This window comes from Streptomyces sparsus (assembly GCF_054776295.1).
The window spans coordinates 1-7,187 of record NZ_BAAHCA010000179.1 but is presented as its reverse complement, the minus strand read 5'-3'; the positions used below and the strand labels follow the sequence as shown (position 1 = coordinate 7,187).

The window sequence follows — 7,187 nt, the reverse complement described above, 5'->3', positions numbered from 1 at the left end:
ACCACGCCGTCGCCGGAACCGACGCCGTCGGAGTCACCCGAGTCGGCGGCCCCGCCGCCCGCGACCGGCAGCCCCGCCTCACCCGACAGCGCCGAGTCCTCGCGTGCGCCGTCCACACCGCCGCCACCCCCGCCGGCCGACGTCAGCCCGCCGCCCGCGGACGAACCGGCGAAGGGCACCGAGGACGGCCCGCTGTGGTCGGACGGCTCCGTCAACCCGGGCAGCAGCAGCTACTGGTCGCAGAGCGACGTCACGCTGCGGACCCGCGAACCGCTCACCGCGCTCACCGTCGAGCTGCGCGTCGCGCAGACCGGCGGCGTCGCGGAGACCGGCCACTGGCGTTCCCTGCCGGAGCAGGACTTCGACGTGTCCGTCCGGGAGGCCGGGGGCGAGCTGGTGTTCGTCTGGACGCTGAAGGACGACCGGACGGTGCCGGCCGGCCGCCACGTCTTCGCCGGCCAGTACAACCACACCACCGACGGTCGGGACGCCAAGGACGACAGCTACGCCGCCCGGGCCAACGCGGACGACCAACAGGTGGCCGTGCGCGGGGACTTCGCACCCGTCCGCTAGCCTCGGCGCCTACCAGCAGCCCCGCTTCACGGCCGGACCCCGCCAGGCCCGGCGGCCACCCGCCGGGGCGTCGCAACGGTCACCGGCGGGCCCGTGACGCCGCGGCGGCGACGCCGTCGCGCTGTGCCTGACGCCGCGATGCCGCGGTCGACGGCAACCTTTCGCGGAGCGGCGGCGACTGGGGTTCGGTAAGCGCACAGTCGAAAGGTCGTACGTCATGTCAGGACCCGGTCGCCACCGGCTCGTCCGCAAACGCGTCTCCGCCGCAGCCGTCGCCATGGCCGCCCTCTGCGGGGTGACGCTCTACGCCTTCGACACGTCCTCGGAATCCGCTCAGGCGGCGGGCGGGTGCGGGGCCTTCGAGTCCATCGAGATGGGCAAGTACTGGATCAACAACAACACCTGGGGCGCCGACAGCGGCAGCGGCTGGAGCTGCGCCTGGGACTCGTACCGGTCGGGTGACACCATCGGCTGGGGCACCGCCTACGAGTGGTCCGGAAAAGCCGACGCGGTGAAGTCCTTCACCAGCAGCGTGCTCGGCTGGCACTGGGGCTGGAAGGCGGCCGGCACGGGCCTCCCGGTACGGCTCGCCGACCGCACCCCCGTGCGGACCGAGTGGGACTACAAGGTGACGGAGTCCACCGAGAGCGTCTACAACGTCGCCTACGACCTGTGGCTGCACGACACGGCGCGGACGGACTGGCGGAGCACGCCGAAGCACGAAGTGATGGTCTGGCTCGCCTCGGAGGGCGGCGCGGGCCCGCTCGGCACGAAGCAGGCGACGGTGACGATGGCCGGGGCCTCCTGGGACCTCTACGTCGGCGACATCGGCTGGAACGTCTACTCCTTCGTCCGCACCGAGAACACCACGTCCGCCGACCTCGACCTCGACCAGTTCCTCCAGGAACTGGTCCGGCGCGGACTGGTCGAGAGCACCGACTACCTGAGCAGCGTCCAGGCGGGAACCGAAGTGTTCACCGGTCGGGCGCAGTTGGACACCACGGCCTACTCGGCGAACGTCGGCTGAACCGGCACCGACCGTCCACGTCACGGGCGGCGCACCGCCGGGGCCACGGCGGGCCGCCTCCGGCTGTGGCTCTGGCTCCGCCTCCGTCGACGGCTTGGTAGCGGCCCGGTGCCGGCTCCGGCGACGGGCCTTCCGGGCGCCGAGGCGCTGTGGCAGAGTCCTGACGCATGCCCACCCTGCGCCACACCTGCACCCTCGAGCCGATACCCCGCCGCCGGCTGGAAGAGGCGGTGCTCGCCATGCACGGCATTCTCGCCGAGACGCGCTCGGAGAACGGCGTGCTCTTCCTGGAGGAGCAGGCCATCCCGTACGTCGAGCACACCGGCGGCCGGCACCTCGCGCCGGGCGCCCGCTACACGATCGACGAGAGGGAAAGCGAGCAGGACGCCGCCGTCGCGGAGGGGCCGGACCTGCGCGAGGAGTACCCGGTGCTGCTGGAAGTCGCGGAGTGGAGCCGAACCGGCCCCACCCGGCTGCGGCTGACCGGCGCCGACCCCCAGGTGGACGCCCACGGCGAACTGGTCCTGCACACCGCCCACCGGCCCGATCTGCTCACGGCGACAGCCACCTTCCGCGGCGTCGGCTCCTTCGCGCGCTACCGGCGCGCCGAGCTCCGGGCGAAGCTCGACCTCACCCGCTGGTACGACGGCCGGACCTCCCCCGCACCGCTCAACGCCGGAGTCCGCCACCCCCTGCTGCGCGGCGCCGTCCGGGCCACCGTGAAACACCAGAAGGACGGCCGCTGGCAGGTCACCGTGACGACCGCCTTCCGGGGGCGCTCCTGGGCCCGCCCGGTGGTCGCCGCCGCCTGGCTGTTCTCCCGCTCACGCGTGCGCGAGTGGTACCGCGGCGCCCTGGAAGAAATGGCCGAGGACTGGAACGCGGAGGTCCCCCGCCTGGTCGAGGAACCCCAGGGGAACCTGCGCGCCGAGGCACTCGCCGCCCTCAGAGCCCGCGACTGACCCCGATCCCTGACCGACCCGGCTGCCGCACCAGCCTCCGTCAGGCCGAGCGGCCCCAAGCCATGGCCAACGGGTGACCTTTCCCGTGCTGCCCTTCCCGCCCACACTGCTCAGCAGAGACGAGGGGGGCCGGCATGGCCGCAGGACGGGGACGACGATCGGCCGCACGGAGACGGCGGGACGCGCGACTGCGCGCGTCGGCGATCGGCGGGACGCTGCTGCTGTTCCTGCTGGTGGTGTTCTGGTCGGTGATCTGGTCATACGTCGCGACGGTGGCACTGCTGGGCGGCGCCGGCGGTGCCCTGTGGTGGCTGTGGCGCGCCGACCGACGGGCGCGCGACCGGGACCGCCAGTGGCGCCACGAGGACGCCGTGCTGGCCGGCCGCCGCACGCTCGACGAGGTCGACACCATGACCGGCACCGAGTTCGAGGACCTCGTCGCGGACCTGTGCCGCCGGGACGGCTGCACCCAGGTGCGCCGCGTCGGCGGCTCCCACGACAACGGTGCCGACGTACTCGGCCGGTTGCCCGACGGGCGGATGATGGTGATCCAGTGCAAGCGCTACGCGCCGAGCAGCACCATCGCCAGCCGGGACGTGCGTGACCTGCTCGGCGCCAAGGTGCACTTCAACGCCGACGTGGCCGTGTTCGCGACGACCACGCGCTTCAGCCGGCCGTCCGAGGCGTTCGCGGTGGAGCACGGCATTCTCGCCATCCACCGGGACCACCTCGGGCTGTGGAACAACGGCGCCTCCCTGCTGTCCCTCGCCGACCTGAACGGTTCCGGCCAGGGCGACGCCCGCCACCGGGCCCGCTGGAAGCACGCCTACGGGAAGTGACCGCCGGCGCCTGGGCGAGCCGACGCAGCACCCGCACCGAGCTGTCCCACGTCCCTCGGGTCGGCGACCCATTGCGGAAAGAATCGGTCCGCAATGGGTCATACAGGGGCTGACGGGACACCCGGGAGCCGTCGGGCTCTGCGCAGGCAGTCAGCGTGTGGACAGGAAGCTGCGAGCAGGAGGAGAGGGAAACCCATGCTGCGAGGAATGGCCACCGTCACCTTCTGGGCCGAGGACGTCGTGGCGGCGAGGGACTGGTACGCCGAACTCCTCGACGAGGAGGCCTACTTCGAGCGGGTCGGCCCCGAGGGCAACGCCGCGTACGTCGAGTTCCGGCTCGGCGACTACCAGCACGAGCTGGGCATCGCCGACCGCCGCTACGCGCCCGCCGACACCCCGCGGGAGCCGGGCGGAGCCGTCGTCCACTGGCACGTGGACGACGTCCGGGCGGCGCTCGACAGGCTGCTGGCCCGGGGCGCCCGGGAACACGAGCCGCTCACCGAGCGCGGCGCCGGCTTCGTCACCGCCTCGGTCGTCGACCCCTTCGGCAACGTGCTCGGCGTCATGGACAACCCGCACTACGTGGACGTCCTGAACCGCATCCCGAGCTTCGAACTCCCCCGGCCCGAGCCCGACCTCATCCCCGACCCCGAGTAGCCCCCGGTGGGGCCGGGGCAGCCTTCTCGGCTCTCCGGTACTCCTGCGCGCAGGCGAATCCGGGCGGCGTCAGGTCGTGCCGGCGGGCCGCGGAGCGCCGCGGAAGACCTGGCTGGTGTGCCAGGAGCGATGGGCCGCCGCGACGGGTCGCGCCCCGGGCTGAGGACCGATGAGCGGCCGTCCCGCAAGCGCCACGACCTGCTCACGGGCAGCCGCACCACGCCCGACGAAGCGCTGCGAGACGAGGATCCGGTGGCCGTCGCCGATCCCGAGCACACCCTTGTCGAAGAGCTTGTGGTGCAGCGAGCACAGGCACAGACCGTTGTCGACGTCATGAGGGCCGCCGAACGCCGACCAGCGCACATGCGCGGCCTCCAGACCGACCGGCACCGCACCGATCCGGCCGTCGTAACCGCAGAAGGCGCACTGGTACTCGTACGCCGTCAGCACCCGCTCCCGCATCCGCGGGTCCCGCGGCCTCCGCGGCGCGGGCAACCGCGCGGCCCCGACCAGCTCCGGTTCGAGCCCGACGGCCGCACACAGCTCGTCGTGCAGAGAGGGCGGGAAGTTCACGTCGAGCAGTACCCGCGCCATCCGGCCGAGCAGCGACGGCTCCCGGCGCAGCGCCGTCCGCAGGTCGGGCGCCAGCCGTCCACTGGCCCCCGCCGCCCGCAGGTCCCGCACCCCGGTACCGGGACTGCCCGGCCCGCAGTCGGTCCGCACCTCCCACACCCCGTCACTCACCAGGTGGTGGAACGGGTAGGCGGGCGTCGTCCTGTGCGGCGGACCGTACTCGGCCAGCAGACGGCCGAGGTCCTCCTCCACCGCGCTGTACCGCAGCTCGCCGGCGGCATCCTGCTGGAACCGGCCGAGCGCGTACAGGAACAGCAGCGGCTTGTGCGGAGCACGCGTCCCGCTCCTCGTCCACTGCCTCAGCTTCGCGGTCCGCTCCAGCCAGTCCATGACCGGCGATCGTAGTAGCGCGAGCTCGTGCGGGCGCGCGGGCTGTACGCGCCGGGGCTCGCTCAACTCCCCGAGCCTGCCTGCCTGTCCGCGGACTGGCTGGCTCGGTTGAGTAGGCGTACTCATGCACGGGGGAGGACCGAGACGGCAGGCTGCGCCTCATGCGACGGGCAGAGGGAGCGGGCGGAGGAACGAGGCATGGGAGCACGCCGTCGACCGGCGAGCAGGTGGCACTCAGCCTCCTGCTGCTCCTGGCCGACCTGGTGGTGATCGTGTCGTTGCTGTACGTCTACGGGATCGCGGGGTGGGCCGACACGTGGGACGAACCCAACCCGCCGGACGCACCCCGCACTGCCCGGCTGACGGCCTGGTTCCTGGCCGGCGCCGCGGTGATCACGGGCGGCGGCCTGCTCCTCCGGAAATGGCGAGCCCCCGGCCTGACGCAACTGCTGGTCCTGGGCACCGCAACGGCCCTCTTCGCCTTCCTCGCCACCCAGTGACGAGCAACCGCGACGACGCGAGCCCACCGTCCGACAGCCTCTGCGCGGGCCTGCGGACGAGACCACAACCGAGACGGAGTACGTCGAAGGCCCCCGCTGCGGACGGCGGGGGCCTTCGACGTCGTGCCCGGTGAGAGCACGGCGAGAGATACGAGATTCGAACTCGTGAGGGTTGCCCCCAGCCCGCTTTTCCAACTGGTCGTGCAGGGGCGGCCCGTACCGGCCAGCGGGCGGTATCGTCCCGCATCGACCGTGGTCCTCGTGCTAGCCCTCGGTGTCGTCATCGAGCCGCCGCACGCTGACGTGCGTCGGTCGGCTCTGCCCCCTGACAGAGTCCGACTGCACCGAGGGCGAGGGATCCCGGGATCTGGCGGAGGGTTCGGTCACCCGGGCCTCGAAGCACTCCCGCTCGCCGTCGGCCGACGCCGGCCGGAAGCAGGCCCGGACGGTGCTGCCGACAGTGGCCTCGGTCATCTCGGTGTAGACGAAGGTCGCCGCTTCCTCCGCGTTCCCGATGCGCACGCTGTGGGTCGGGCCGTCCGCCGTGACGTCCACCCGGTCGCCGATTTCGGTCCCCCAGGTTCGTACCCAGCTCGCACCGCACTTCTCGCTGTGCCGCAGCTCGACGTGCGCGCCGGTGCCTGTGCGGTGCGCGGCGAGAGTGTCGGGGTCGATGCCACAGATCAAGCGCATCGGATCCCGCCCTTCGCAGGCGGCCCCATGGCACTGCGGAGCGAAGGAGAAGGGGACGGAGGCGGGCGACGGTTCGTCCCTGGGCGCCTCTGAGTCCGGCAGCAGGAGGAACAACACGACGGCGACACCACCGACGATCACGCTGTAGGCCGACGCCAGCAGTACCAGAAGCCTGGTCCGTCCAAGGCGTCGCCGAGGCTCCTCGGTCGTGGCTGCCTCCGTGGGCGGTGGCGGCGGACCGTCCGTCGAAGAGGGAGGGGCGGACCGGGGGGTGGTCACCGAGCGTCCGCTCCAGCACGACTCGGCGATCTCCCAGAGGGCCAGCGGCCGCCGCTGCGGTTGGTCCGCGAGACGGCACAGTTCCTGTACGGCCTGGCGCGGAGGCAGGGCCTTGCCGTTGAGGTAGCGCTCCCACGAGGACTTGCTGTACGCCGTCCGCTCTGCCAGTGCGGCCAGGCTCAGCCCCGCACCGGCCCGCAGTTCCCGCAACGCCGCGACCAGCCGGGCATGTTCCGGGGTCACGTCGGATCTGCCTCCCGTAGGGCATTCCAGGTGGGCGGGTCGATGACTCCGTTCACGATCAGCCCGTTCCTCTTCTGCATGTGCTCGACCGCTCGTCGGGTCTTCGGGCCGAAGATGCCGTCGATGTCCCCCGGAGCGGTACCCGCCCGGCGTAGCAGACACTGGGCCTCGGCCACTTCGAGGCCCACCTGGGTGTTGGAGAGGAGCACGTCCGCGGTCGGGCTCAGCCCCGCGTGCCAGCGGCCGTCGCGTCTCTCCAGGCGGCAGGTGTAGATGACCGGGACCAGGGTCTCCGACACGGTGGCCGGCGCGGTCGCGACGGCGTCGTCGCGCTGGGCGAGCTGGGCGCGGGCCTCGGTGAGCCGCACGGCCAGCAGGAGGGCCACAGAGACGGACAGGACGGTGACCACCGCCGCCGCGGTGAGCGCGGCGCGCAGGTGGCGCCCGTGCG

At 72.6% G+C, this 7,187-nt stretch carries 8 protein-coding genes and 1 pseudogene; 6 read left to right on the top strand and 3 right to left on the bottom strand.

The genetic code is table 11. The features are described from left to right. From ACYVE9_RS11345 to ACYVE9_RS11325, 5 genes and pseudogenes are all read left to right on the top strand, one after another. Nucleotides 1-573: pseudogene (locus ACYVE9_RS11345) on the top strand (hypothetical protein); the annotation flags it as partial. A gap of 217 nt (nucleotides 574-790) precedes the next feature. Beyond that, nucleotides 791-1,600 carry a GH12 family glycosyl hydrolase domain-containing protein gene (locus ACYVE9_RS11340; protein ID WP_461027662.1) on the top strand — a complete coding sequence of 270 codons (810 nt, stop codon included), beginning with the start codon at nucleotides 791-793 and terminating at the stop codon, nucleotides 1,598-1,600. Nucleotides 1,601-1,767: 167 nt separating this feature from the next. After that, nucleotides 1,768-2,562 carry a hypothetical protein gene (locus ACYVE9_RS11335; protein ID WP_461027661.1) on the top strand — a complete coding sequence of 265 codons (795 nt, stop codon included), beginning with the start codon at nucleotides 1,768-1,770 and terminating at the stop codon, nucleotides 2,560-2,562. A 134-nt stretch (nucleotides 2,563-2,696) separates the two neighbouring features. After that, nucleotides 2,697-3,401: a restriction endonuclease gene (locus ACYVE9_RS11330; protein ID WP_461027660.1), complete on the top strand. Its 705-nt coding sequence runs from the start codon at nucleotides 2,697-2,699 to the stop codon at nucleotides 3,399-3,401. 195 nt (nucleotides 3,402-3,596) lie between these two features. Continuing rightward, the gene (locus tag ACYVE9_RS11325; RefSeq protein ID WP_461027659.1) at nucleotides 3,597-4,058 is read left to right on the top strand and encodes a VOC family protein; all 462 of its coding nucleotides are present in this window, start codon (nucleotides 3,597-3,599) and stop codon (nucleotides 4,056-4,058) included. 69 nt (nucleotides 4,059-4,127) lie between these two features. Here ACYVE9_RS11325 and ACYVE9_RS11320 read toward each other — a convergent pair whose 3' ends face one another. Next, a complete protein-coding gene (locus ACYVE9_RS11320; RefSeq protein WP_461027658.1) occupies nucleotides 4,128-5,021 on the bottom strand; it encodes a phosphorothioated DNA-binding restriction endonuclease in 894 nt (297 codons plus the stop codon). Between the two features lie 227 nt (nucleotides 5,022-5,248). On the opposite strand from ACYVE9_RS11320, the gene ACYVE9_RS11315 reads away from it, so the two are divergent. Next, entirely contained in the window at nucleotides 5,249-5,521 is a 273-nt protein-coding gene (locus ACYVE9_RS11315) for a hypothetical protein (protein WP_461027657.1), read from the top strand. A gap of 264 nt (nucleotides 5,522-5,785) precedes the next feature. On the opposite strand, the gene ACYVE9_RS11310 is transcribed toward ACYVE9_RS11315, so the two are convergent. Then, nucleotides 5,786-6,736, bottom strand: a complete 951-nt coding sequence (locus tag ACYVE9_RS11310) for a helix-turn-helix domain-containing protein (protein ID WP_461027656.1) — start codon at nucleotides 6,734-6,736, stop codon at nucleotides 5,786-5,788. Further along, the coding region (locus ACYVE9_RS11305; protein WP_461027655.1) for a peptidoglycan-binding domain-containing protein at nucleotides 6,733-7,187 on the bottom strand (455 nt) is incomplete at its 5' end. The genes ACYVE9_RS11305 and ACYVE9_RS11310, both read right to left, overlap by 4 nt.